General features: G+C 55.1%; 22 protein-coding genes. 12 read left to right on the top strand and 10 right to left on the bottom strand.

Annotated elements, in window-relative coordinates; translation table 11 throughout:
* Position 1: 1 nt before the first annotated feature.
* The 4 genes from LG297_RS16385 to LG297_RS16370 all read right to left on the bottom strand — a co-directional run bounded on the left by LG297_RS16385 (position 2) and on the right by LG297_RS16370 (position 4,294).
* Positions 2-1,948 carry an amidohydrolase gene (locus tag LG297_RS16385; RefSeq protein ID WP_404422123.1) on the bottom strand — a complete coding sequence of 649 codons (1,947 nt, stop codon included), beginning with the start codon at positions 1,946-1,948 and terminating at the stop codon, positions 2-4.
* Positions 1,949-2,092: 144 nt separating this feature from the next.
* Positions 2,093-2,770, bottom strand: a complete 678-nt coding sequence (locus LG297_RS16380; protein WP_404422121.1) for a hydrolase — start codon at positions 2,768-2,770, stop codon at positions 2,093-2,095.
* A gap of 67 nt (positions 2,771-2,837) precedes the next feature.
* Positions 2,838-3,473 carry a LysE family translocator gene (locus LG297_RS16375; RefSeq protein ID WP_404422119.1) on the bottom strand — a complete coding sequence of 212 codons (636 nt, stop codon included), beginning with the start codon at positions 3,471-3,473 and terminating at the stop codon, positions 2,838-2,840.
* Positions 3,474-3,649: 176 nt separating this feature from the next.
* Positions 3,650-4,294, bottom strand: a complete 645-nt coding sequence (locus LG297_RS16370) for a hydrolase (protein ID WP_404422117.1) — start codon at positions 4,292-4,294, stop codon at positions 3,650-3,652.
* Positions 4,295-4,437: 143 nt separating this feature from the next.
* On the opposite strand from LG297_RS16370, the gene LG297_RS16365 reads away from it, so the two are divergent.
* The 4 genes from LG297_RS16365 to LG297_RS16350 all read left to right on the top strand — a co-directional run bounded on the left by LG297_RS16365 (position 4,438) and on the right by LG297_RS16350 (position 8,957).
* Positions 4,438-5,331 carry a LysR family transcriptional regulator gene (locus tag LG297_RS16365; RefSeq protein WP_404422115.1) on the top strand — a complete coding sequence of 298 codons (894 nt, stop codon included), beginning with the start codon at positions 4,438-4,440 and terminating at the stop codon, positions 5,329-5,331.
* 196 nt (positions 5,332-5,527) lie between these two features.
* Positions 5,528-6,463 carry a pirin family protein gene (locus tag LG297_RS16360; protein ID WP_404426960.1) on the top strand — a complete coding sequence of 312 codons (936 nt, stop codon included), beginning with the start codon at positions 5,528-5,530 and terminating at the stop codon, positions 6,461-6,463.
* A gap of 93 nt (positions 6,464-6,556) precedes the next feature.
* On the top strand, positions 6,557-7,807 hold the full coding sequence (locus LG297_RS16355) for a DUF5996 family protein (protein WP_404422113.1): 1,251 nt from the start codon (positions 6,557-6,559) through the stop codon (positions 7,805-7,807).
* A gap of 235 nt (positions 7,808-8,042) precedes the next feature.
* A complete protein-coding gene (locus LG297_RS16350; RefSeq protein WP_404422111.1) occupies positions 8,043-8,957 on the top strand; it encodes a LysR family transcriptional regulator in 915 nt (304 codons plus the stop codon).
* A 266-nt stretch (positions 8,958-9,223) separates the two neighbouring features.
* On the opposite strand, the gene LG297_RS16345 is transcribed toward LG297_RS16350, so the two are convergent.
* The gene (locus LG297_RS16345; protein ID WP_404422109.1) at positions 9,224-10,246 is read right to left on the bottom strand and encodes a LacI family DNA-binding transcriptional regulator; all 1,023 of its coding nucleotides are present in this window, start codon (positions 10,244-10,246) and stop codon (positions 9,224-9,226) included.
* Between the two features lie 184 nt (positions 10,247-10,430).
* Here LG297_RS16345 and LG297_RS16340 point away from each other — a divergent pair, with 184 nt between their 5' ends.
* From LG297_RS16340 to LG297_RS16305, 8 genes are all read left to right on the top strand, one after another.
* Positions 10,431-11,753 (top strand): ABC transporter substrate-binding protein, encoded by a 1,323-nt coding sequence (locus tag LG297_RS16340; protein WP_404422107.1) that lies wholly within the window; start codon positions 10,431-10,433, stop codon positions 11,751-11,753.
* A 130-nt stretch (positions 11,754-11,883) separates the two neighbouring features.
* A complete protein-coding gene (locus LG297_RS16335) occupies positions 11,884-12,831 on the top strand; it encodes a carbohydrate ABC transporter permease (protein ID WP_404422105.1) in 948 nt (315 codons plus the stop codon).
* Positions 12,828-13,766: a carbohydrate ABC transporter permease gene (locus LG297_RS16330; protein WP_404422103.1), complete on the top strand. Its 939-nt coding sequence runs from the start codon at positions 12,828-12,830 to the stop codon at positions 13,764-13,766. The genes LG297_RS16335 and LG297_RS16330 overlap by 4 nt, the downstream gene beginning before the upstream one ends.
* Entirely contained in the window at positions 13,763-13,951 is a 189-nt protein-coding gene (locus tag LG297_RS16325; RefSeq protein ID WP_404422101.1) for a hypothetical protein, read from the top strand. The genes LG297_RS16330 and LG297_RS16325 overlap by 4 nt, the downstream gene beginning before the upstream one ends.
* A gap of 3 nt (positions 13,952-13,954) precedes the next feature.
* Complete coding sequence (locus LG297_RS16320; RefSeq protein ID WP_404422099.1) at positions 13,955-15,052, top strand: ABC transporter ATP-binding protein; 1,098 nt, start codon at positions 13,955-13,957, stop codon at positions 15,050-15,052.
* On the top strand, positions 15,045-16,040 hold the full coding sequence (locus tag LG297_RS16315) for an ABC transporter ATP-binding protein (RefSeq protein WP_404422097.1): 996 nt from the start codon (positions 15,045-15,047) through the stop codon (positions 16,038-16,040). The genes LG297_RS16320 and LG297_RS16315 overlap by 8 nt, the downstream gene beginning before the upstream one ends.
* An 11-nt stretch (positions 16,041-16,051) precedes the next feature.
* Positions 16,052-17,674, top strand: coding sequence for a dihydroxyacetone kinase subunit DhaK (locus LG297_RS16310; protein WP_404422095.1), 1,623 nt, complete (start codon positions 16,052-16,054; stop codon positions 17,672-17,674).
* Between the two features lie 137 nt (positions 17,675-17,811).
* Positions 17,812-18,759 carry a 2-hydroxyacid dehydrogenase gene (locus tag LG297_RS16305; RefSeq protein WP_404422093.1) on the top strand — a complete coding sequence of 316 codons (948 nt, stop codon included), beginning with the start codon at positions 17,812-17,814 and terminating at the stop codon, positions 18,757-18,759.
* 124 nt (positions 18,760-18,883) lie between these two features.
* Here LG297_RS16305 and modC read toward each other — a convergent pair whose 3' ends face one another.
* From modC to LG297_RS16280, 5 genes are all read right to left on the bottom strand, one after another.
* Complete coding sequence (gene modC / locus LG297_RS16300) at positions 18,884-19,999, bottom strand: molybdenum ABC transporter ATP-binding protein (protein WP_404422091.1); 1,116 nt, start codon at positions 19,997-19,999, stop codon at positions 18,884-18,886.
* The gene (gene modB / locus LG297_RS16295) at positions 19,996-20,688 is read right to left on the bottom strand and encodes a molybdate ABC transporter permease subunit (protein WP_404422089.1); all 693 of its coding nucleotides are present in this window, start codon (positions 20,686-20,688) and stop codon (positions 19,996-19,998) included. Before modB ends, modC begins: the two co-directional genes overlap by 4 nt.
* Before the next feature lie 5 nt (positions 20,689-20,693).
* Positions 20,694-21,482: a molybdate ABC transporter substrate-binding protein gene (gene modA, locus LG297_RS16290; protein ID WP_404422087.1), complete on the bottom strand. Its 789-nt coding sequence runs from the start codon at positions 21,480-21,482 to the stop codon at positions 20,694-20,696.
* 18 nt (positions 21,483-21,500) lie between these two features.
* Entirely contained in the window at positions 21,501-22,016 is a 516-nt protein-coding gene (locus LG297_RS16285) for a hypothetical protein (protein ID WP_404422085.1), read from the bottom strand.
* A gap of 74 nt (positions 22,017-22,090) precedes the next feature.
* A complete protein-coding gene (locus tag LG297_RS16280; RefSeq protein WP_404422083.1) occupies positions 22,091-22,780 on the bottom strand; it encodes an exonuclease domain-containing protein in 690 nt (229 codons plus the stop codon).
* Position 22,781 lies beyond the last annotated feature (1 nt).

Genomic DNA, 22,781 nt, shown 5'->3' with positions numbered 1-22,781 from the left:
GTTAGACAGCAAAGCAGGAGCAGCCAAGCGCGCCCCAGAACGATTTCGCATCGGCGACCGGTACAGGATTATTCCAGGCAATCCCGTGATCATGTCCATGGACACCGCAGCCATGATTACAAGCGTCATGGCATGCGCGCTCCGTTTGACGAGCTTGGGATTCCGGGCGCTGACCAGGGCTTTCCTGATGCAAAACCGGGCTCCAGGAAGGAGATGCCGGCGGGATGTCCGGCGACAGGGACTGATAACCGTCTTCGCCATAAACCACGTCACCGCCGACCATGGTCAGGACCGAATTGATCCGGCGAATTTCTTCGGGTGGAACGCTCAGATAGTCAGCGGACAGGATGGCCAGATCGGCATACTGTCCGGGTGCCAGCGTACCTTTGACATCCGCCTCGCCCGAGAACCATGCAGAACCCTTTGTCCACAGCATGAGTGCGGTTTCACGATCAAGAACATTGTCATTGTCGTAGAGCGACATGCCGCCAACCGTCTTGCCGGTGGTCAGCCAGTAAAGGCCGACCCAAGGGTCATAGGATGCAACGCGGGTCGCATCCGTTCCCGCCCCGACCGGAAGTCCATATTCCAGCATTTTGCTGACCGGCGGGGTCGCCATGGCGGCATCCTTGCCGTAACGGTCGACAAAATATTCACCCTGGAATGCCATACGATGCTGGATCGCGATACCGCCGCCCAGTGCCTTGATCCGTTCGATATTGCGTTCGGAAACGGTTTCGGCATGATCGATGATGAACCGTGTCTTGAACGGCTGTTTGCCATTCACCCGTTCGAACACACCGAGAAAACGGTCAATGGTTTCATTATAAGTCGCATGAATGCGGAACGGCCATTCCCGTTCGGCCAGCAATTCGACGATGGGTTCGAGTTCGCTTTCCATGACTGGCGCCAGATCGGGGCGCGGTTCAAGGAAGTTTTCAAAATCTGCTGCCGACCAGGCAAGGTTTTCACCGGCCCCGTTCATCCGCAGCATATCATCGCCAGCTCCCGGTTCGGTCATCCCGACCCAGCGTTCATAATCGCTAAGCTCGTTTCCGGCGTTTTGCGCAAACAGGTTATAGGCGATGCGGACAGTCATCTGCCCGTCATCATGCAGACGGCGAATGACATCGTAATCTTCGGGATAATTCTGCCCGCCGCCGCCCGCATCAATGACGCTGGTGATGCCAAGCCGGTTCATTTCGCGCATATAGTGACGGGTGGAATTGATCTGATCCTCAATCGGAAGCTTGGGGCCCTTGGCCAGCGTAGAATACAGAATCAAGGCAGATGGTTTCGCCACTAACAGGCCGGTTGGATTGCCCTTGGCATCCTTTTCGATGACACCACCAGGCGGGTTTGGTGTGTTTTTATCAAAACCAAGAACCTTGATTGCGGCCTGGTTCAATAAAGCACGCCCATAAAGGTGCAGGATGAAAACCGGCGTATCTGGTGCGGCAGCATTGATTTCATCAAGGGTTGGCATCCGGCGTTCGGCAAACTGGAATTCCGACCAGCCGCCGACAACGCGCACCCATTGCGGGGCTGGCGTGACAGCAGCCTGTGCTTTTAGCATACGCAGAGCGTCAGCAACCGACGGCACGTTTTCCCATCGCAATTCCATATTAAAGTTAAGACCGCCACGAATAAGATGAGTATGGCTGTCATTCAGCCCCGGGATGACCCGGCGCCCGGCGCCATTGATCATACGGGTTTTACGGTCTGCCAGTTTGCGTATCCCGGCCTCGTCACCGACCGCAAGAATCTTGCCGTCGGCAATCGCGATGGCTTCGGCTTCCGGGGTCTTTGGGTCGAGTGTCGTGATTTTCGCATTATAGATAATGGTTTGTGCCGTCTGGCTCATTTCGTTGCTCCTTGCCAGTTTGAATGGAATTGCACCAAGCGTGGTGCTGGCTGCGAGACCCTGAACAAATGTGCGCCGTTTCATTTTAACCACCTTCGAATTGAAGCTTTTCACCGGCATCAAACCAACAGCGTGTTATCTGCAATGCCTTGGAATGAGTACACTGCGGTCGGTATCAAAGAAGAAAAGCACGACAGAATGTTATCTCTGTCGTGCTTCTTTTGGGTTTTAGGAGGCTGCCTTCGGCGCGACACGCGGACCATGTTCGACACGTTCCGGTGCCTTGTGAACCATGGTGTAGGCATAATCGACGCCCATGCCATATGCGCCGGAATGTTCTTTCACCAATGCCATGACATCGTCATAGGTTTCGCGGTGTGCCCAGTCACGCTGCCATTCCAGCAGAACCTGCTGCCATGTGACCGGTACGACACCGGCCTGAACCATGCGATCCATCGCGTAGTTATGGGCATCGACCGATGTGCCACCGGATGCATCGGCAACCATGTAGATTTCATATCCGCCTTCAAGCATTGCACAGAACGCGAAGGAGTTATTGCAGACTTCGGTCCACAAGCCGGAAACGATCACTTTCTTGCGACCATTTGCGGCAAGTGCGTCGCGTACCTTCTGATCATCCCAGGAATTCATCGAGGTACGTTCAAGCAGCGGGTTTTCCGGGAAGACCGCCAGAAGTTCAGGATAGGTATGGCCTGAAAAGCTTTCGGTTTCGACGGTCGTGATCGTGGTCGGAATGTTGAAAATCTTGGCAGCCTTCGCCAGACCAACGGTGTTGTTTTTCAGAACCTGACGGTCAATCGACTGAACGCCGAATGCCATTTGTGGCTGGTGATCAATGAAGATGACCTGCGAATTTTTCGGGGTAAGAAGTTCGAGCTTTTCCATTTTTAGGTCTCCTGTTTGAGAAAACGCCATTGCCTGAATGCAATAAACGCCGGGGAAGGGCCTGAGCCTAGGAAATCGGGATCGCAGACACGATCATCAGCACACCAAAAACGACAAAGATAATGCCGGTCAACGCACGCCCACGCCTTGCATGTTCCGGTTTTTGAAACAGCCTTACGACGTGCCGCGCTCCAATCGCGTAACCACCCAGAACAACAAGCTTTGCAACGACAAACGTTAAAACCAGAAGTGCCAGAACAGTTGGGCCGCTCTCAGCGGGAATAAACTGCGGGAACAGTGCCGCAAAAAACAGAACGGCCTTTGGGTTGCTGATCCCGACACCGAATGAGTGAAACCAGAGAGACAATCCGTCGTGTCCCCGTGCTATCTCAGCAGTTCCATTGGTCTCTCGCGGTTGCTTGATGGGTCTGAGATAGGTCCATCCCAGCCACAGGACATAGAACGCGCCGAGCAAGCGCAGGCTAAGAAAAATCAGCGGATATGCTTCGAGCAAAGCACCCAGGCCCACCACCGAAAGTGTCGCCAGCAGTGCAATTGCGACAAGATCACCGCTCAGCGCACCCAATGCGCGACGCCACCCAAAGGCAAGAGCATTGTTTACGAGAAACAATGTCGATGGACCAGGCGTCGCGCTTTGAGCAGCACTGATCAGGATAAAAGCAAGATATGACGATAATTCCATTGCGCACCCAAGGCAATAATTTGTTCAACGAAACAGAAAGGCATAAAGTAGCCCAATAGTTTTCCTGCATTTTACAAAGCAGGGTGCCGTTTCTGGTCTGACTCTCAAGAAGTGATGAAGAGCCGTGACAAATCCTCAGGCGTTCATCTGGAATCTGATCAGTCCATTGTTTATCCCTAGCCGGGGACAGGTGTGTTAAGCAGTTGCTGTTCCCATTGGAATGCGACACCACTTGCACCGGCATGTTGCTTAAGTATTTCGGCAAGTTCGGGAATATGTTCTTCCCGCGCCCAGTCGCGTTGCCATTCGGAGGCCAGAGCCAGCCATGTCATCATATTCGCACCGGCTGCGATCATTCGCTGGATAGCAACTTCATGTGCCTCGACTGAAACACCGCCGGATGCATCCGTTACGACCGTGACATCCCACCCTTCGCCAAGGGCCTGAATCGTTGGCATAGCGACGCAGACTTCGGTCCACAGGCCTGCTATGACAAGTTGCTTGCGCCCTGTTTCCTTGACGACATCTACCACTTTTGGGTCTTGCCAGGTGTTGATCAAAGTCCGGTCAATGATTTCCTGTCCGGGAAAAACGTCGGTAATCTGGGGAAAAATGTTCCCGCCCTGACGTGCGATCACAGAAGTTAAGATGGTCGGCACGCCAAACGCCTTGGCAGCTTTTGCCAGCCCCACTGTGTTGTTCACCACCATATGAGGATCGTGGCTGTTGAGGTTTGCAAGCTGGTAGGGTTGATGGTCGATCAGCACAAGTACTGAGTCTTCGGGGCGAAGGAGTGAATCAAGGCCATTGCGAATATTCATAGACTGTCCCTTCTGTTTTGTAATCAGGGCTCGTTTGCTCGAATTGATTTTTAGGTGCCCTATGAACCGACAGTCGCAGGTCTCTGGATAAGAGACTAGTGCCCGTATATGATATGCTGTGTCGCAACACGGGGAACACGAAATTGGATATAGAAGAATTAGAAACATTTGTAGAGGTTGCTGATTCTGGGGGAATTTCCCCTGCTGCGCGTCGACTGGGTGTATCCAAGTCAATCGTCAGTCGACGGCTTTTGCGACTGGAAGCAGCGCTTGGTGTTCAGCTTCTGGCGCGCACGACCCGAGGTGCGGCACTTACCGAAGCCGGAGCGACATTTCGCGAACATGCCGCGCGGATTCGTGATGAATTAGAGTTGGCGAAAGACACACTGCTGCCAACGGGTGAACTTTGTGGTCGGCTTCGTATCGCTATGCCGCTTTCGTTTGGTCCGACACACTTTGCCCCTGTGCTTGCAAAAATGGCGCAACGCCATCCCCAGCTTCAGATCAATGCCTGCTATAGTGATCGCTTCGTAGACCTTATTGCCGAGGGATTTGATTGCGCGATCCGGTTGGGCCTTCTTCCCGATTCCAACCTGATTGCAAAGCACATTGCGCCGATTCATGGCAAGCTTGTTGCCAGCCCTTCTTATATCAAGATGCATGGCGCACCTGAAACGCCCGAAGACATCGCATTCCACCAAGCCGTTCTACAGGGTACCGAGTCCTGGTATCTGATGGACGGTGATAAAATCGTTACGGTGCAGCCGCAGGGGCGTTTCAGATCCGATAATGGCATTGCACTGACCGCTGCTGCCGCATCAGGTCTTGGCATTGGATGTCTTCCCAATTGCCTTACCCATGAATATGTGGCCTCCGGTGCTCTTGTTCCGGTGATGCCTCAATATCCACCCAAATCCGGGGCTGCCTATGTGGTTCGTCCACCCGGGAGTTACCTGGACCGGAAAGTGCGCGTGCTGACCGAAATGCTCATTGAACATGTCCAATCGAATCCTCACCTCTGGGAACAAAGCCCCTGACATCCCAGCAAGAGCCAATCCGAAGTTCCCGAACAAGCCTATTCTCGGCAGACATTCCACTTCGCGCGACACAGTTAAGCGCATAGCGTGACTAGTGGAGTGAAACAACATACGCCAATCTGGGGTGTCCGTCGGCCTGGTAGAGCATCTTGCCTGTCAGATCAGAACGACAAAATGGTCAGAGAGGAAGATGCGTATGAGTTGGAATCCAGCATTGCAACCGGGCTGCCCCGATGATGTAGATACGGACGCGATTGAGACACTCATTGTCCCGCGTGCAAGAGACCTTGGCGACTTCGAGGTTCGTCGTGCCCTGCCTGCACCAAAACGGCAGATGGTGGGCCCTTTCATCTTTTTTGATCAAGCCGGACCGGCCGAATTCCTGACCGGTCAAGGTGTCGATGTAAGACCACACCCGCATACTGGTCTTGGCACAGTTACGTATCTTTTTCGCGGTGATTTCCATCATCGGGACAGCACCGGAGCAGACCAGATCATCCGTCCCGGCGAATTGAACTGGATGGTCGCCGGGCGTGGCGTCACCCACTCAGAGCGGACTTCCGCGACGGCCCGGTCCGGCCCCAACAGTTTGTCCGGCATACAGACCTGGGTCGCACTACCCGATCAGTATGAGGACATGGCACCGATATTCGAACACCATAACAAAGAGGCGCTGCCGATCATCGAGGATTCTGGTGTCACCGTTCGACTTATTCTCGGGAATGCCTATGGCAAGGTTGCGCCTGCGACAATGTTCTCCGAAACCTTTTACGCCGATGTGATGCTTGAGGCCGGAAAACGACTGCCGATGCCTGACAATCACGAGGACAGAGGCATTTACATCGTTGAAGGCTCAATATTGATCGCCGGACAGGAATATCAATCATCTCAAATGATGGTTTTCCGTCCAGGAGACAAAATCACGGTTTTGGCCGGGCAAAGAGGCGCGCGGCTCATGATCCTTGGCGGGGCCACCCTTGAAGGACCACGTTACATCTGGTGGAACTTCGTTGCCTCATCAAAAGAGCGTATCGAAGAAGCCAAAGCCGAATGGCGCGCAGAAAACTGGGGCAAGGGACGTTTTGATCTTCCCGTCAATGACCGTGATGAGCACATCACTCTTCCAGATTGACCCACGTCGATCACTGATCGTCCGGTGCGGAGCCGGGCGGGCAAGGAGTTTTGGCCCCTAATTCTGGCCTCTGGTTCTGGATGGAGAAACGGAATGAGCAACAACTGGCCTCACCTCGACTATCTTGGTTGGCGCGAAACCTGTTCCGCACTGCAACTTTATCTGCAGATCGTTGGCAAATACAGGCTGGCGCACACGCCGTGGCTCAACCATTCATGGAATGCAACTTTCTATGTCACCCCGACCGGTCTGGCATCCTCACCGATACCGGATGGTCCGGGCATCGAGATTCTGTTTGATTTTCTCAAGCACGAGGTCGTGGGTACCTCTGGCGAAGGCGGAAGGGTTTCGTTTGCGCTCGGTCCTTCGACAGTTGCAACATTTCACGCCAGTTTTGTCAGCCTGATCACGGAGCTTGGCGGTACGCCGACCTTCAACGGTCTGCCAAACGAGGTGCCATATCCTATTCCGTTCACTGAAGATGATCGCGATCGGGACTATGACCGCGAAGCCGTTCAACGTTTTCATCAAGCCCTTGTAAGGGTTGATCGGGTCTTTAATCGTTTTCGGACATCCTTTATGGGTAAGTCCAGTCCAGTACACCTGTTCTGGGGCAGTTTTGATCTTGCCGTTACCCGTTTTTCAGGACGTCGCGCCCCGCTTCACCCCGGCGGCGTTCCGGCCTTGCCGGACGATGTGGCACAGGAGGCCTACGACCGCGAGGTGTTTTCCGTCGGTTTCTGGCCGGGCGGTGGCGGCATCGATTATCCTGCCTTCTACTCATACGCCTACCCGGAACCAAACGGCTTCAGATCCGCATCGGTCCAGCCCGAAGCTGCTTTCTGGAGCGACGGGCTGTCTGAATTCATCCTCCCCTATGATGCCGTGCAGGCCGCAGTCGATCCCGATGATGCTTTGATGGCTTTCCTGGTCTCTGCATACGAGGCGGCCGCCAACCTTGGAAAGTGGGACCGAGATCTTCTGGAGTGCGCGCAGGGGCGACCGCGTCAGGTGCGACCAGCGGATGCGGTCCTGATGAAGGATACCCCGTCGACGTCCGACGACACGGTCGAGAGGGAAGATGGCCCATCAAAGGGACGTTACCGGATTGTTACCGACGGCATCGAAGCCGAAATGACCTACAGCCGTGCCAGTGACGGGCTGATTATCATCGACCATACTGACGTTCCAGCGGCGTTGCGTGGCCGCAAGATCGGGCAGATGCTGCTACGACAGGCGATCGAGGATGCTCGACGCGAGAAGTTTTCCATCATTCCGCTCTGCCCCTTTGCAAAGGCGCAGATCGACCGCCATCCCGAATGGCAGGACGTATTGCCTAAGTAAAAGAATTGACAGCCGTGGATCAAACAGGACCCCGATGCATGGATCATCCGCTATTGGTGAGAATGCCATATCTGTTTTGGCAGGGAAGTCGTGGTTATCCCCCTCAGCGTATGAAACTCGCAGGTGTTTCGACAGTACTGCCAGAGCTTAATCGGTTTTGCTTCCTCACGATTCTGCTCATAGCGAACCATAGCCCCTTGGTTTGCTGCTGCATGGCAAAATAGAGAACGCTAAAGTGAATATAGAAGACTTAGAAACATTCGTTGGGGTTGCTGATGCGGGTGGCGTTTCGCCCGCTGCACGACGGCTCGGTATATCCAAATCAATCGTCAGTCGGCGGCTCTTTCGGCTTGAAGCAGCGCTTGGTGTCCAACTTCTTGCGCGCACGACACGCGGTGCCGCCCTTACCGAAGCCGGCGTTGCATTTCGAGAACACGCCGCAAGGATCAGTGCCGAAATCGAACTGGCAAGGGATACGATTATGCCAACGGGTGATCTTCGCGGTCGGCTTCGAATTGCCATGCCGCTTTCCTTAGGGCCGATACATTTTGCCCCCGTGCTTGCGAATATGGCACAGCGTTACCCCCGGCTTCAGCTTCATGCTTCCTATAGCGACCGCTTTGTTGACCTTATTTCCGAAGGTTTTGATTGTGCGATCCGGGTAGGCTACCTTCAAAATTCCAACCTGCTCGCCAAACGCATCGGCCCCGTCTATTTGAAACTTGTCGCAAGCCCGTCTTACATCGAGGCACATGGCGCCCCGGAAACGCCCGAGGAACTCATAGCGCATCAGGCCCTTATGCAGGGAACAGAGTCCTGGAAATTTATGGATTGCGACAGGGTCATCACGGTCCAGCCACAGGGGCGCTTCAAATCCGACAATGGCATCGCTCTTATCGCTGCGGCAACAGCCGGGCTGGGCCTTGCGTACCTTCCCGACATCTTGATCTGTGAATATTTAAGATCCGGTGCATTGATTCCGATCATGACAAGTTACCCTCCGCCGCCTGCGGCTGCATATGTTGTCCGACCACCTGGCCAGCACCCTGTACGTAAAGTTCAGGTACTTACCGAAATGCTGATAGAGTATCTCGAACAAAATCCGTGTCTTGGGGGAGAAGCTGGAGGTTTATTGCAAAGCTCTGACTAACTCGGAGAAATTACCTTCTCATTCTAAGTTCTATGCGCTGTATCGGCGTTTTTGTCTGTTTTTTAATCGAGAGGGTATGACAAACGGTTTATCGGGAAATGTCAGCTTTGGTGGCACCTGACATTCACCTCGCGTGATCACTGCTCCGTCGCTCCCAATCCGGAGCAATCAGCACTACGCATGCACTTCCGATTTGTCATAATTCGGGGGAGCCTGCGATATATATTCCTCGTTAATATCGGCTCACGATTGTACTGTTCGTTCGCTCACAGATTTTCCGCGATGAGGATTTCTATGCGGATGCGCTCTTGTGAGGCCAGTGTCTCGCGGTTCTCGCACTGGGCCCTGAGCGTTCGGACCGCACTTCGCACAATATGCCCCGGATCCTGGTTAATCAGTGCATCAAGTGTGTTTGCGCGTAAGGCCTGTTCTGTCGAAGGCGTGCGTTCATGGGCAATCGTGACGATTTTTTCCTGGCAACGTAGCGTTTGGGCGAAGTCAATGGCGATGCGTGCTTCGGAACCCATGATGTAAAGCCCGACAATGTCTTTGTGTGCCGCAAAGGCGTTCGTCAGAACAAGTCGGGTGCGTTCTGCGGTGCCATGGGTTTCAAGTGTCGGCAATGCATGAAATTGGGGGCAGTCACGGCTCAATACCCGGTCAAAGCCAAGGCGACGTTCGAGGCTGTCGCGGGCTTGCATGGTTTCGGCCAGCACAAGGATCGAGCCCGAAGTGTTCCCCAGAAAACGCGCCATAAGGCGCCCGGCCGTTGCACCGGCGGCGATGTTGTCTATCCCGACAAAAGACTGGCTGCCTTCTTCCTGCTGGTTGGATATGAAGGCCACCGTCTGGATGCCCCGTTCCCGCATTCGATGAAGTGCATCGCGAATTTGCGGGGTTTCCGGGGCCATGATGGCGATGCCGTCATAGTCATCTGCCGATAGGCGAGACAGTGCCTTGGCAGCCTGATGCGGATCATGTTCATTAATGCGAACGACTTTTGTGTCGATCATTTCCGCCCGGCTGGCCTGACCGAATTCCATGATGTGTTTGATGATGACATCAAGAAATTCGTCGCCCGCGCGCGGCAGCACAAACCCGAAACGATATCCCTTCTGACGGGCCAGAGTGGCCGCAACCTGATTTCTTTGAAAACCGATGCGTTCAATTGCCCCGTTGACGGCGTCGACGGTTTTCTGCCGGACTCCGGAACGCCCGTTGAGTACGCGATCTACCGTTGCAAGGCTGACGCCGGCCGCTTTTGCAAGGTCTTTAGTGGTCGGTCTCATCTGTTTTCAGGCCTGAGAAGGTTCATTTTTCAGAGCAACTTTCAACTATTTAGCGTGTAATCGCAAGAGGATTGAGGTGCGTAACTCAGAAATGCCTCTTTTTGAGGTGCGTACCTCAAAAACTTGTGGTAGAAGTACTGCTGTGGCTGGGAAGCCGCCACGTTTCAACGGGAGGAAAAACAAAATGAAATCGACATACATGATGACGGCAGTGGCGTCGGTACTTGTTGCCGGTTCGCTTCCGACAGCAGCCGCCGCAGAAGATCTCACACTATGCTGGGCGGCATGGGACCCGGCAAATGCACTGGTTGAACTTTCCAAAGATTTTGAAGCCCAAAGTGGCCACAAAATGAGCTTTGAATTCGTGCCCTGGACGTCGTTCGCGGACCGCATGCTGAACGAACTCAATTCCGGTGGCCAGTTGTGCGACCTGATGATTGGTGACAGCCAGTGGATCGGCGGCGGGGCGGAGAACGGTCACTATGTGAAGCTGAATGATTTCTTTGATGCCAACGGCATCGATATGGCCGATTTCATTCCGGCCACTGTGACCGGATACGCCGAATGGCCAAAGAACACGCCGAACTATTATGCGCTTCCGGCTTTCGGCGATGTGGTCGGATGGACATATCGCAAGGACTGGTTTGATCGCCCGGAAATCCGCGAAGCTTTCAAGGCGAAATATGGTCGCGAACTTGGCGTGCCCGCAACACTTGAAGAATTAAAGGACATCGCGCAGTTTTTCCAGGGTCGCGAAATTGACGGCACGACCGTCTATGGTGCCGCGATCTATACCGAGCGCGGCTCCGAAGGTATCACCATGGGGGTGACAAACGTACTCTATAACTATGGCTTCCAGTACGAAAACCCCGACAAACCCTATGATCTTGAGGGCTTTGTCAATTCCGCAGGTGCCGTATCAGGCCTGGAGTTCTACAAAGATCTTTATGAAACAGCTGTGCCCCCGGGGTCATCGAACTGGTATATGAGCGAAAATATCGATGCCTACAAATCCGGGCAGGTTGCTTTGCAGATGAACTTTGCCTTTATCTGGCCCGGTGTCGAGGCAGACCCGAATGTCGGTAACGGCAAGTCGGGATATTTCCCCAACCCGGCCGGACCTGCCGGGCAATTTGCCCAGCTTGGCGGGCAGGGGATTTCGGTGGTCTCCTATTCCAAAAAGCAGGATGCCGCACTGGAATATATCAAATGGTTTGCACAGCCTGAAATTCAGGCGCGCTGGTGGGAGCTCGGCGGATATTCGGCACTACGCGCCGTAGTCGAGGACCCGGGCTTTGCCGACAGCCAGCCTTATGCACAGACCTTCCTCGACAGCATGGCGATTGTGAAGGATTTCTGGGCCGAGCCCGCCTATGCCGATCTGCTTTTGTCGATGCAGGAACGCGTCCACAACTTCGTAGTTGCCGGCGACGGGACCGCACAGGAAGCGCTTGACGGTTTGGTAAAAGACTGGACCGAAGTCTTCGAGGATGAAGGCAAGCTCTAGGTCTTTTCCCTGTCGGAGACGACTGGCTCAGGACCGGCCCCGGTCATGCCGTAATGGAGTATAGCCGGGGCCATACTTCCGACCATGTGAAGACCGCGCAGTATCGGCTGCACGGCTAAGGGCATCCATAATGAAGAATATTCCGATCGAAAAGATCGCCAGGGCCACACCTGACAACGTGGCGCAGCACATTCGTGGCCTCTCGGATCGAAGCATTGCTTGGATTTTCGTGGCGCCAACGATTTTTCTGCTATTGGCGATCAACATTTTTCCACTGATCTGGACCATCTGGCTCAGCTTCACCGACCATCGGGTCAATCGTCCCAATCGGGATGTCGAATGGGTCGGTTTGCGTAATTACGAACGCATTCTGTCCGATCCCGATATCTGGCACACCATGCAAGCTACAGCACATTTCCTGATATGGACCATCATTTTGCAGGTTCTGATCGGGTTTATGCTCGCCTTTCTGATCAACAAGAAGTTCAGGGGCAACGATCTTTGGACGACGATCATCGTCTTTCCGATGATGCTGTCTCCGGCCGTTGTCGGCAATTTCTGGACCTTTCTGTATCAACCGCAGATCGGTCTTTTCAACTATGTGATCACCTTTTTTACGGGGGGCGATCCGGCAAGTTTTTCGATGATCGGGGATGTCAATCTTGCGCCATGGGCCATTGTCATTGCGGATACCTGGATGTGGACGCCGTTTGTGATGCTGATTTGCCTGGCGGGTTTGCGGTCTATCCCCAACAGCATTTACGAAGCAGCAGAGTGTGACCGCGCGTCGAAGTGGCGGCAGTTCTGGACGATCACCATTCCGATGGTTCTGCCATTCCTGATGTTGGCAATTTTGTTCCGCGGGATCGAGAACTTCAAGATGTTCGACCTTGTGGTTCAGCTTACCGGTGGCGGCCCCGGAAACACGACGACACTGACGTCAATTGATCTGAAGCGCGAAGCGTTCGAGAAATGGCGGACCGGATATTCTTCTGCCTATGCCGTCATCCTGTTCGTGACCGTCTTTGGCCTTGCTTCGATCTACGTCAAAGCGCTGAACAAGGTAAAAGAAAGATGAGCTTTTCTGTTACAGAACCGAACAAGGGGACCAAGTGGTTCGCCGGGGTGCTTGTTGTCGGTTATGCGTTGATTACAATTGCTCCGCTGCTCTGGATCATCGCAACAGGTTTCAAATCCCCTGCGGACTCTATCGCATATCCGCCGAAGGTGATTTTTGATCCCTCGCTCGAAGGATATGTGAACCTTTTTACCGACCGTACCCGCGCGACCCCGGACATGATCGAACGGGAAGGCGCGCCGGAAAACTGGTACGAGCAGATTGCACGTGATCAGGGGACAATCATTAACGGTCCGTCACGTTATGGCGAGCGGTTCCTGAATTCGGTCATTATCGGGTTCGGCTCGACCGCATTGTGCATGATCCTCGGCACCGCGGCAGCTTATGCCTTCAGCCGTTTTCGGGTGCCGCTCAAGGACGATCTGCTATTCTTTATCCTGTCGACCCGGATGATGCCGCCGATTGCCGTGGCGATCCCGATCTTCCTGATGTTCCGCAATCTTGGCCTTAATGACACGCATCTGGGGATGATCCTGCTTTATACCGCGGTCAATCTGTCGCTGTCGGTCTGGCTTCTGAAGGGTTTCATCGACGAAATTCCGGTCGAATATGAGGAAGCCGCTCTGATCGATGGCTATACGCGGTTTCAGGCCTTCTACAAGGTGGTGTTGCCGCAGGCGGCAACCGGCATTGCCTCGACCGCGATCTTTTGTCTGATCTTTGCATGGAACGAATATGCGTTTGCGGTCCTTCTGACGTCTGGAACCGCCCAGACAGCGCCCCCCTTCATTCCGACGATCATTGGTGTGGGGGGCAAGGATTGGCCCGCGGTTGCCGCCGGTGCCACGGTTTTCCTCGTTCCCGTCATGGTCTTTACCATCCTGCTGCGCAAGCATTTGCTGCGCGGGATCACATTCGGAGCAGTACGCAAATGAGCGATTTCATGAACAGGTTACTGCGGCTGCGCCGCGGTCCCTGGGAAATAGTGGCTTCTGTCCTTATTGCCCTGGGTGTGGCCATGCTGATGCAGCCTTTTGCGATCACGCTTTATACCTATTCTTTCATCATCACGCTGACCGGAACAGTCATGTTCATTGTCGTCAGCCACTTTCCGGAGTGACCCATGGCACAAATCAGGATTGAAAACGTGCGCAAGGATTTCGGGGCATTCACCGCCGTTAAGTCATCGAGTTTTACCATCGAGGATGGCGAATTTTTCATGCTGCTGGGCCCGTCTGGCTGTGGCAAGACGACGACGCTTAGGATGATGGCGGGGCTTGAATTGCCAACCAGTGGGCAGATTTACATTGATGGTGAAGAAGTCGGTCAAAAACCGGCAAGCCAGCGTGACATTGCTTTTGTTTTCCAGATGTTTGCGCTTTATCCGCATATGACTGTCCGCGGCAATATCAGCTATCCGCTGAAAAGCCAGGGGATGAAGGCTTCGGCGGTGAAAAAGCAGGTCGAAGAGGTAGCCGAAATTCTTGGCATTACCGGTATCCTCGACCGGCCTGTCGGTGGATTGTCTGGTGGCGACCGACAGCGTGTGGCCCTGGGGCGGGCGATTGTGCGCGATCCGAAGGCCTTCCTTATGGATGAACCGCTTGGCGCGCTTGATGCCGAATTTCGAGAACACATGTCCGAAGAACTTCGCGCATTGCATGACAGAATGGGGGCAACGACCGTTTATGTGACCCATGATCAGCTCGAAGCCATGCAGATGGGCGACAAGATCGTCGTGATGAACCACGGTGTTGTCGAGCAATTCGGTGTTCCGCAAGATATCTATGACTGGCCTGCGACGAAGTTCGTGGCCCAGTTCATCGGTTCGCCCCCCATGAATTTCCTTGAATTCAACGGGATGATTGGCGCCGGCGGTACGGAAGTACGGTTAAACGACGTCGCGATGCCTGTGCCCCAAAGTATTGATGGCGCCAATGGCAAGCTGACCTTCGGTGTCCGGCCTGAACATGTAAAGCTTGATGATAGTGCGGCCTATCGCGGGCGGGTGATGGCGACGGAATATCTTGGCACCACCCAGATTGTTACCTTCGACACACCGAACGGTCATCTTAAGGCCAGAGTTGCAAGTCATGAAGTGATCAATACCGGCCAATCGATTGGCCTTCGGTTCGACCCGCGGACAATCACGTTGTTTGATGCCGCAAAAGGACGGGCATTACGCTCTGCGGCAAATGAAGGAGTGCTGAACCATGGCTGAAGTCAGCTTGAGCGGTGTCACCAAAACCTTCGGGGCGGATATTGCACTCGACGATGTGACAATGACGATACCGGACGGATCGTTTGTTGTTTTGCTGGGGCCGACAGGTGCGGGGAAAACGACGACATTGCGGATGGTATCGGGGCTTGATAGACCGGATCGCGGCCAGATCATGATCGACGGACGTGATATGGCCGGGCTCACTCCCGCCCAGAGAAATGTCGCGATGGTATTTCAGCAATATTCGCTTTATCCGCATATGACGGTACGTCAGAATCTGGAATTTCCGTTGAAATCGCCGATCCTGAAAACACCGCCGGATCAGATCGCGCAAAAGGTTGGCGAGATCGCCGAGATTTTACAGATCGCCCATAAACTCGACAGCAAGGCGACCGAATTGTCCGGGGGCGAGATGCAGCGTGTATCCATCGGACGTGCGCTGGTGCGCAAACCGTCGGTTTATTTGATGGACGAACCGCTTAGCTCTCTAGATGCCAAGCTTCGCGCCGATCTCAGGGTCGAGTTGAAATCCATTCAGGCCGATTCAGGTGCAACGCTGCTATATGTCACGCATGACCAGATCGAAGCCATGACCATGGCGACCCATGTGGGCGTTCTGGATCACGGGCGTTTGGCGCAGTTTGGTTCACCGCGCGAGATATACGAAGACCCGGTCAGCATTTATGCTGCCAGCCGTCTGGGTCAGCCCCGGATCAACGTGCTGCCCGCCGATATCTTTGCGGGCGCACCGACAGGTGCCATACAGATCGGGTTGCGTCCCGAGCAGATCATTCAGGGCGAGGGCGAGGACAGCTTTGTGCAAAGGGTCGAACATCTGGGCGACCAAACCCGTCTGCATCTGACATTCAAATCACATGACATTGTCACGGTCACGGATGCACATACCAAGCTTAGAACGGGTGATATCGTAAAAATCCGGCCTGATAAACCATTCTACTTCGGCGCCAATGGCGCCCGGGTGGCCTGAGGGAGAACAACATGGCCCAATTCATAAATGACAAAGACGCAATCGTAACCGAGGCCATCGATGGCGTGATCAGAGCTTCCGGTGGCAGGCTGGCACGGCTTGACGGATATCCGCATATCCGTGTCGTGGTACGCAACGACTGGGACAAATCCAAAGTGGCGATTGTATCGGGCGGCGGCTCCGGACATGAACCGGCACATGCCGGGTTTGTGGGGCAGGGTATGCTGACGGCGGCCGTTTGCGGTGATGTGTTTGCCTCGCCATCGGTCGATGCGGTGCTTGCCGGTATTCTGTCTGTGACAGGCCCGGCCGGCTGTCTGCTGATTGTAAAGAACTATACGGGTGATCGGCTGAATTTCGGGCTGGCTGCGGAACGGGCGCGGGCCTTTGGGCTGAAGGTCAATATCGTCATCGTGGATGATGATATTGCGCTGCCCGATCTTCCCCAGCCGCGCGGGGTCGCCGGTACGCTTTTTGTCCACAAAATCGCAGGGGCCATGGCCGAAAGCGGCGCGTCACTTGAAGATGTTACTGCAACGGCGGAACGGGTGATTGCCGGGACCAAGTCCATTGGCATGTCGCTTGATACCTGCACGGTGCCGGGCTCGCCCAAGGAAAACCGTATTGGCGAGGGCAAGGCCGAACTGGGTCTTGGCATCCACGGTGAGGCGGGCGTACAGCAGATTGATTATCACAATGCCGAGCAAGCCATGGCTGCGGTTGCGGCGAAACTTGCCGCCGTGATGGACAATAAACCGCATGTGGTGCTGCTTAATAACCTCGGCGGAACATCGGTGCTGGAGATGGCTATTCTGGCAAACGATCTGATAAAATCCTCGATTGCCAAGAACCTGAAATTGATCGTCGGGCCGGCGGCGATGATGACATCGCTCGATATGCGCGGTTTCTCGGTCTCGGTTTATCCGCTCAGTGCAGAGGATCACGCATGGCTGTCCGCACCTTGTGCTCCCTCAGCTTGGCCGGGCTGTGCCCCGATCAAGCCGGTCACCGTCATCGAACTCCCCGATGGATTGACCCCGATTCAGCCGATCCCGTCCGAGCATAAACAAACGGCGGCGTTTCTGACCAAATGTTGCCAGATCCTGATCGACGCCGAGGCCGACCTGAACGGGCTCGATGCCAAATCGGGAGACGGAGACACCGGATCGACATTGGCGGGGGCTGCGCGTGCCCTGATCGGGGCGCTGGATCGCCTTCCATTGGCTGATCACACGCAGCTTTTGCGCGCAATCGGGCAGGAGTTGAGCCAGACCATGGGCGGGTCTTCTGGTGTGCTACTGGCAATTTTCTTTACCGCTGCCGGGGATGCCGCCTCAAGCGGCCGTGCCATGGTTGCGGCACTCAAGGACGGGCTCGAACGCATGCAGCAGATCGGTGGTGCCCAATTGGGCGACCGGACGATGGTGGATGCTCTGAAACCCGCACTCGACGCGCTGGAAGCCGAGGGTCTGAGCGAAGCTGCAAGTGCCGCCCGCAAAGGGGCCATCCATACCTCGACCATCGTCAAGGCCAAGGCCGGACGGGCATCCTACGTTAATGCAAAGCAGCTTGAAGGGCATATCGATCCGGGTGCAGAGGCCGTTGCCCGTTTGTTCGAGAAGTTGAGCGTTTAAGCCAGCAAATCCGCCTAATTCGGCATGCCGTCAGCCAATGGTTGGTGGCATGCCTTCTTGTATGAATTCCTGTTCTCTTGTTTTACAAGTAACATGCTTCTAGTCTGATGCCTCCCGCCACCAACGGAGAAGCCCCAATGTCGAACGCTGACAAACATATCCTCGTTGTTTCGGCCATCCGGCCACGTCATATGGAAGAACTGGCTACGAAATACGAACTGCATCGCTGGGATCAGGCGACGGACAAGGATGCGTTTCTGGCAAATGTGGCCGACAAGATCACGGCCCTTGTTTCGACCGCCGGGGTCGGGGTGCCGACGGAACTGATCGAAAAGCTGCCGAACCTAAAGGTTATTACAAGTTTCGGGGTTGGCTATGATGCCATTGATATTCCAGCCTGTACCGCGCGCGGTATCCGCGTATCCAATACCCCCGATGTTCTGAATGATGATGTGGCCGATACCGCGATCATGTTGTTGCTGGCGACGCTTCGGCGGCTGGTTGTTGGCGACCATTGGGCGCGCAGCGGACAATGGTCGGAAAAGGGGGCGATGCCGTTAACCACAACGGCGCGCGGCAAGAAGCTTGGCATTGTCGGGCTTGGCCGGATCGGGCACGCGATTGCCGCGCGAGCCGAGCCAATCGGCATGGAAATCGGATATTTTGGGCGCTCGCAGAAACCGGTCGATTATCACTATGAAGCCGATCTGATCGGGCTTGCGAACTGGGCCGATGTTTTGATGATTTCATGTCCCGGCGGGGCGGCAACACAGGGCATCATTAATGCCGAAATCCTGAAGGCACTTGGCCCGCGCGGTTTTGTCATCAATATCGCACGCGGTTCGGTGATTGACGAGCCGGCCCTGATCAAGGCGCTTCGTGACGGCGTGATTGCCGGGGCGGGGCTGGATGTGTTCCATAATGAACCGCATATGGACCGGGCTTTTGCCGAATTCGACAATGTCGTGCTGTATCCCCATAATGCCAGCGGCACGGTCGAAACCCGTGATGCGATGGCACAGTTGGTGGTTGATAATCTGGCACGCTGGTTTTCCGAAGGCGCGTTGCTAACCCCGGTTAACTGATTGTACCCGGACCGGCTTAAAATCGAATTTCCCGATGGTGCGCGCTGGCAGGCGCATTACTCAAGCCAGCCGACCAGCAGACAGACGAATTGGACGAATATCCTTTTCCGACTGCAAACAGGTTCTAAAGATCGTCGGCGCGCAGATGCCCGTCGACCGTGACCGATTTGATCACCGCAAAGACCTTTTGTCCGCTTGCAAGTTTCAGGCGCGTGGCCGACCATTGGGTGATGCGGGCGTGGATTGTGCGGCTTTCACCGGTATCCTCATGACCAAGCCCCAGCGTGACATCCAGCGTATCGCCGCCATTATCGGCAATATCGCGGATCGTTACCGGAAGAACGTTATTGGCACTGATACCGGTCGGGGCCGTTCGGGCAATCATCACATCACGCGCCCGGATATGCAGACGAACCGGACTTCCCGATTTCTTGCCAAGGAAGGGGACGACAAATCTTTGCCCGGCACATTCCAGGAAGCTGACAACACCCTGCGGGTCGCGGCTTTTGACCATGGCCGGAAGCACGGTTCCGGTATCGAACTGCCCGGTAAGCGGGGCAAGGTCGGTTCGGCCCAGCATGTCAAACACCGATCCGCTGGCAAGCGTTTTGCCGCCTTCCATCACCACCAGATGATCGGCCAGACGGGCGACTTCATCAATCGCGTGGCTGACATAAAGGATCGGCAATTGCCGCGCATCGCGCAGATTTTCCAGATAGGGAATGATCTCGTTCTTGCGGGCCTGATCAAGGGCTGATAGTGGCTCGTCCAGCAGAAGGATTTCCGGATTCCCCAGTAAGGCCCGGCCCAGCGAGACGCGCTGCTTTTCGCCGCCGGAAAGAAGGTTGGGGCGTCGCGTCAGCAAACTGCCAATACCGAGCATCTCGATGACATCATCACAGGCGGCCCGGGTTATTGGCCGGTCGCTGCGTTTATGGCCAAAGAACAGATTGGCCGCGACACTCATATGCGGGAACAGTCTGGCATCCTGAAATACATAACCGACCCGGCGCTTGCGTGGTGCCAGATTGATCCGTTGCGTGCTGTCAAACACCGTGCGGTCATGGATGGTGATTTGTCCCCGGTCCGGGTGCAGCAATCCGGCAATCGCATTGATGATTGTGGTTTTACCGCTGCCCGACGGACCAAAAAGGGCGGTAATGCCGGGCTCGGCAATGTCGAACTGCGCATGCAGGTCCAGCTTGCCGATCTTGTGGTGGATATCGACGGAAATGCTCATGCGCGTGCCCTTTTACGGATATGGCGCATGGCAAATTCCGATAACAGCAGTCCGATCAAGGCCAGGCCGATGGAAATCGCCGCAAGGCGTGCTGCGGCTAATTCACCGCCCGGTGTCTGGATCGCGGTATAGATCGCAAGCGGCAGAGTGCGCGTTTCACCCGGAACGTTGGACACAAATGTAATGATTGCGCCAAACTCGCCAAGGCTGGCGGCAAAGGCGGTAATTGCTCCGGCGATAATGCCCGGGAGGGCAAGCGGTAATGTCAGGCTGAAAAACCGGTCGACCGGCCCGGCACCCAGCGTTTCGGCGGCATGATAAAGGCCGGGGTCGATATTTTCCAGTGCCAGCCTAATGGCGCGCACCTGAAACGGAAAGCTGACGATCCCGGCGGCCAGCGCCGCCCCGGTCCAGCTGAAAATCAAACGGATATCGAAGGTTTCCAACAACCACGCACCAAGTGGTGCGCGGGTGCCAAAACTGATCAGCAGCAGATAGCCCATCACAACCGGCGGCAGGATCAGGGGCAGATGCACCAGCGCATCAAGCAATATCCGGCCCGGAAAGCGTGCCTGCGCCAAAAGGACCGCCGCCAGAATGGCAAAGGGCAGGGCGCATATCACCGCCACACCGGAAATGCGCAGGCTCAGCAGCAGGGCTTCGATCTCGGCGGGGGTGAGTGTGATCATGTTTGTTATTGCGTCTTCGGGCTGGTTGCCGGGCGGTTGAAACCATATTCCGCAAAAATCATCCCCGCGTCATCCCCCAAAAGCCACGCCAGCAATTTTGCCGTAGCTGGTTTGGTCTGCCCGGCTGTGATGGCAACCGGATAGATTATGGGCCGATGGCCGTCTTGGGGGAAGGTCGCAATGATTTTAACATCGGTCGCGATGGCGGCATCGGTGGCATAAACGATGCCAAGCGGTGCCTCGCCCCGTTCAACCAGCGCCAGTGCGGCGCGCACATTATCCGCACGCGCCAGACGTGGTTCAATCGTAACCCATTGACCAAGGCTTTCAAGCGCCTGTTTGGCATAAATTCCTGCCGGGACGTGCTCTGGATCGCCAACGGCGATACGGTCTTCCTCGCCGATCAGTTTGGTCAGATCAGTTTTCGGGGTGATTGTCAGCGTTCCGAGATTGCTATCGGTTGGGGCAATCAGAACAAGCGCATTGGCCAGAAGGTCATGGCGGCTGTTGGTGGCTATCAGATCCCGCTCAGAAAGCCACGTCATCCATTTCTGATTGGCCGAGATAAATAAATCAGCTGGTGCGCCTGCCGCAATCTGGCGGGCCAGTGTTGATGAACTGGCAAAGGACAGCTGCAATGTATCGCCGGTTGCCGTGGCATAATTTTGTGCGACCTGCGTCATGGCATTTGTCAGACTGGCCGCAGCAAAGACGGTGATTTCTTCTGCATGTGCAACTGTTGCGGCAATCAGAAGGGACAGGGAAGCAAGGCCAGTTCTAACCAGATGGCGCATGGGGAAGCCTGTTTCGGATCAGTTGCAGACGGATCGCAACGGATCATTGTCATCCATCGAGAACCACTCATCAATGCCGGTCGGGAAACCATCGGCATCAAGTTCGGTCTGGGCGGTGATATAACCGCGTCGGCCCGCAATACAGTCAACCAGATGTGTCAGGGCGAGGGTTTCTCCGCCCTTTTTCAGAAGCAGGGTGGTGACCCGTTTCTGATCCGGATTTGCCGGATTGGTGACAACCTTGTCGCGGTCAATGGCGGTAAAGCGATTGACCGGTGCCGAAATCAGTGTCCAGGGTGCAAACGGATTTTCGTCGGCAAAGGTCTGGACGATATCGATCTGGCCGGGCAGGCGACTGGCATAGCGATCAAACCAGCTGTATTCATCCCAGATCATATAGACGAACATGCCAATCGCTGCGACAAAGGGAATGACATATTTCGGTGCCTTGCGCCCCCAAAGGCGAAACAGCAGCATGACGACACCGGCACAGGCAAAACCGACCACTACGGTCGTGATAATAAACACATACATCCGGCGCGAAGTCCCTGATTTATTGTTATGACTTTATCGGTCAGACGGGCGTTCCCGTTTCCCCTGATAATGGATTAACGCAGCACGCGGCGAAGCTCAAGTTCACCTTTCGGATCACGTTTGGCAATCTGTGCCAGAAACAGGCCCGACGCGGCAATCGCATCGGAAAGGGCGTTATGAACACGGTAAGGCGGCAGGTTGTGAGTATGACGTAGCGATTCGAGTTTAAGTGCACCGGGTTTCATCGGTTGTCCTTGGCGGTGAAGATCACGAAGGGCGAGCACCAGCGTATCGACGGTCGGTATTTTCAGGGGGGCGTTGAAATGGCGTTTGCAGGCATGGCCGAGAAAGCCGAGCTCGATTGGCGCATGGTGGGCGACCAGAACCCGCCCGGCCAGAATGGGCAGGATATGGGCCAGCGCAATTTCGATATCGGGGGCCTGTTCGACATCACTGTCAAAAATGCGATGCACGATCACCGAACTCTCGCTGAGTTCGTTTTTCGGGCGGACCAGAAGATGCTGGCAGCTTGAAAAATCGACTTCAAGCTGGCGAATGATCACAAGCCCGATGGAAACGATTTCATCATGCTTCGGATCAAGGCCGGTGGTTTCAAGATCAAGGGCGACAAATTCGACATTGCGGATCGGGGTGTCGGGGTCGGCCGCCGGGATATCGTAATAGGCACGAAGCGGGCCGGTCGCCCGGCGCTGCACCATCTGGCGGTAAAAGTCGCTATCGATGATTTTCTGACGCAGGCCCATG

This window comes from Thalassospira australica, from assembly GCF_044790785.1.
Taxonomy (GTDB): domain Bacteria; phylum Pseudomonadota; class Alphaproteobacteria; order Rhodospirillales; family Thalassospiraceae; genus Thalassospira; species Thalassospira australica_A.
This window is presented reverse-complemented; position numbering and strand designations above follow the sequence as displayed.

Bases quoted from the DNA above. Each gene is read 5' to 3' on its own strand.
- LG297_RS16285 (WP_404422085.1), bottom strand. From the start codon at position 22,016: ATGTATGTGTTTATTATCACGACCGTAGTGGTCGGTTTTGCCTGTGCC.
- LG297_RS16375 (WP_404422119.1), bottom strand. From the start codon at position 3,473: ATGGAATTATCGTCATATCTTGCTTTTATCCTGATCAGTGCTGCTCAA.
- LG297_RS16330 (WP_404422103.1), top strand. From the start codon at position 12,828: ATGAGCTTTTCTGTTACAGAACCGAACAAGGGGACCAAGTGGTTCGCC.
- LG297_RS16310 (WP_404422095.1), top strand. From the start codon at position 16,052: ATGGCCCAATTCATAAATGACAAAGACGCAATCGTAACCGAGGCCATC.
- LG297_RS16370 (WP_404422117.1), bottom strand. From the start codon at position 4,294: ATGAATATTCGCAATGGCCTTGATTCACTCCTTCGCCCCGAAGACTCA.
- LG297_RS16355 (WP_404422113.1), top strand. From the start codon at position 6,557: ATGAGCAACAACTGGCCTCACCTCGACTATCTTGGTTGGCGCGAAACC.
- LG297_RS16280 (WP_404422083.1), bottom strand. From the start codon at position 22,780: ATGGGCCTGCGTCAGAAAATCATCGATAGCGACTTTTACCGCCAGATG.
- LG297_RS16320 (WP_404422099.1), top strand. From the start codon at position 13,955: ATGGCACAAATCAGGATTGAAAACGTGCGCAAGGATTTCGGGGCATTC.
- modA (WP_404422087.1), bottom strand. From the start codon at position 21,482: ATGCGCCATCTGGTTAGAACTGGCCTTGCTTCCCTGTCCCTTCTGATT.
- LG297_RS16360 (WP_404426960.1), top strand. From the start codon at position 5,528: ATGAGTTGGAATCCAGCATTGCAACCGGGCTGCCCCGATGATGTAGAT.
- LG297_RS16345 (WP_404422109.1), bottom strand. From the start codon at position 10,246: ATGAGACCGACCACTAAAGACCTTGCAAAAGCGGCCGGCGTCAGCCTT.
- modB (WP_404422089.1), bottom strand. From the start codon at position 20,688: ATGATCACACTCACCCCCGCCGAGATCGAAGCCCTGCTGCTGAGCCTG.
- LG297_RS16335 (WP_404422105.1), top strand. From the start codon at position 11,884: ATGAAGAATATTCCGATCGAAAAGATCGCCAGGGCCACACCTGACAAC.
- LG297_RS16380 (WP_404422121.1), bottom strand. From the start codon at position 2,770: ATGGAAAAGCTCGAACTTCTTACCCCGAAAAATTCGCAGGTCATCTTC.
- LG297_RS16385 (WP_404422123.1), bottom strand. From the start codon at position 1,948: ATGAAACGGCGCACATTTGTTCAGGGTCTCGCAGCCAGCACCACGCTT.
- modC (WP_404422091.1), bottom strand. From the start codon at position 19,999: ATGAGCATTTCCGTCGATATCCACCACAAGATCGGCAAGCTGGACCTG.
- LG297_RS16305 (WP_404422093.1), top strand. From the start codon at position 17,812: ATGTCGAACGCTGACAAACATATCCTCGTTGTTTCGGCCATCCGGCCA.
- LG297_RS16340 (WP_404422107.1), top strand. From the start codon at position 10,431: ATGAAATCGACATACATGATGACGGCAGTGGCGTCGGTACTTGTTGCC.
- LG297_RS16325 (WP_404422101.1), top strand. From the start codon at position 13,763: ATGAGCGATTTCATGAACAGGTTACTGCGGCTGCGCCGCGGTCCCTGG.
- LG297_RS16315 (WP_404422097.1), top strand. From the start codon at position 15,045: ATGGCTGAAGTCAGCTTGAGCGGTGTCACCAAAACCTTCGGGGCGGAT.